Annotated in this window: 1 protein-coding gene and 1 pseudogene; both read left to right on the top strand. The window is 32.2% G+C overall.

Annotated elements, in window-relative coordinates; translation table 11 throughout:
• Window positions 1–210 precede the first annotated feature (210 nt).
• Window positions 211–1425: pseudogene (locus AFK68_RS00385) on the top strand (MFS transporter); the annotation flags it as partial.
• Window position 1426: 1 nt separating this feature from the next.
• Window positions 1427–1774 (top strand): MFS transporter (locus AFK68_RS00380; protein ID WP_210407146.1); only part of this gene is annotated, 348 nt, incomplete at its 5' end.
• Window positions 1775–1857 lie beyond the last annotated feature (83 nt).

The following is a 1857-nucleotide window of genomic DNA, read 5'->3' as shown; positions in this document are numbered from 1 at the left end:
GTATAATAATCACTACACATATCTGTAAAAATTAGGAGAGGTTTCATTAATGGATAATGGATAATTGATAATTGATAATTACCTCTTTTTTCTTCTATTCTATAATTCTCCATCTCCTGACTCCTGACTCCTGACTCCTTTGGCAAAAACCCTTACCTTTGCGGAGATACTATAAGGCTTCTATAGTGTATTTTTATTAATTAATAAATAATGAATAATAATTATATTGAAACTGAAAAACTTAACTTTTGGACAAAATTAGCTTATGGTGCTGGAGATTTAGGTCCAGCTATGTGTGCTAATGTTCAGGTATTTTTCTTGCTATATTTCTTCACTAATGTTGCTGGTTTACCTGCTGGTATTGCAGGTAGTATTTTGATGATTGGGAAAATTTCTGATGCTATTAACGATCCAATTATTGGAGTAATGAGCGATCGCACTGTTCATCCTTGGGGTAGACGTTATCCTTGGATGGTTTTTGGTGCTATTCCTTTTGGTCTTTTATTCTTTTTACAGTGGATAGTTCCTACTACTAATCAATCAGTTTTATTTTGGTATTATGTAGTAATTGCTGTTTTATTTAATCTTGCTTATACTATTGTTAATTTACCCTACGCTGCTCTAACTCCAGAACTGACACAAGATTACAATGAACGTACCAGTTTAAATAGTTTTAGGTTTGCATTTTCTATTGGTGGTAGTATTCTTTCTTTGGTTATTGCTCAATTAATTTTTTCTATTTTCAAAGATAATCCTATTCAACAATATTTAGTGTTAGGTATAGTCTGTGCGATAATTGCTGTTTTACCTATATATTGGTGTTTTTTTGGTACTCGAAAACGCACACTTTCTCATAATAGACAACAGGAAGAAGATAATAATACTAATTTACCAATTGTTGAACAAATTCGTATAGCTTTTAGTAATGGTCCGTTTCTATTTGTGATTGGAATTTATTTGTGTTCTTGGTTGGGAGTACAATTAACAGCTTCAATTTTGCCTTACTTTGTAATTAACTGGATGGGGCTACCAGAAGCAACTTTTCCTCAAGTAGCGATCGCTGTTCAAGGTACTGCTTTAATTATGTTATTTGTCTGGAGTTTTGTTAGTAAAAAGGTTGGTAAAAAAGCCGTTTATTTTATGGGTCTTTGTTTATGGATAATTGCTCAGGGTGGATTATTTTTTATCCAACCAGGACAAGTTAGTTTGATGTATTTTTTGGCAGTAATGGCAGGTTTTGGAGTATCAACTGCTTATTTAGTTCCTTGGTCAATGATACCAGATGTTATTGATTTAGATGAGTTAAATACAGGGAAAAGAAGGGAAGGAATTTTTTATTCTTTTATGGTTTTTTTGCAAAAGATAGGATTAGCTATTGGTTTGTTTTTGGTAGGATTAGCTTTAGATATTGCTGGATTTATTGAANATGATACCAGATGTTATTGATTTAGATGAGTTAAATACAGGGAAAAGAAGGGAAGGAATTTTTTATTCTTTTATGGTTTTTTTGCAAAAGATAGGATTAGCTATTGGTTTGTTTTTGGTAGGATTAGCTTTAGATATTGCTGGATTTATTGAAACTATTCCTGGAGAAGCTCCACCTACTCAACCAGAGTCAGCACTTTTAGCAGTTCGGGTAGCGATAGGTCCTTTACCTACTATATTTTTAATAGTTGGATTATTGTTAGCTTATTTATATCCAATTACGCGGGAAGTGCATGATCAAATATTGTTGAAGTTGCGGGAAAGGAATTCAATAATGGATAATGGATAATGGATAATTGATAATTGATAATTACCTCTCACTAAAACGGATTGGATTGAATAAAAGGAAAATAAATTCATTGTTTCTCTTGA

The organism is Hydrocoleum sp. CS-953 (assembly GCF_002260545.1).
Taxonomy (GTDB): domain Bacteria; phylum Cyanobacteriota; class Cyanobacteriia; order Cyanobacteriales; family Microcoleaceae; genus Trichodesmium.
This window is presented reverse-complemented; position numbering and strand designations above follow the sequence as displayed.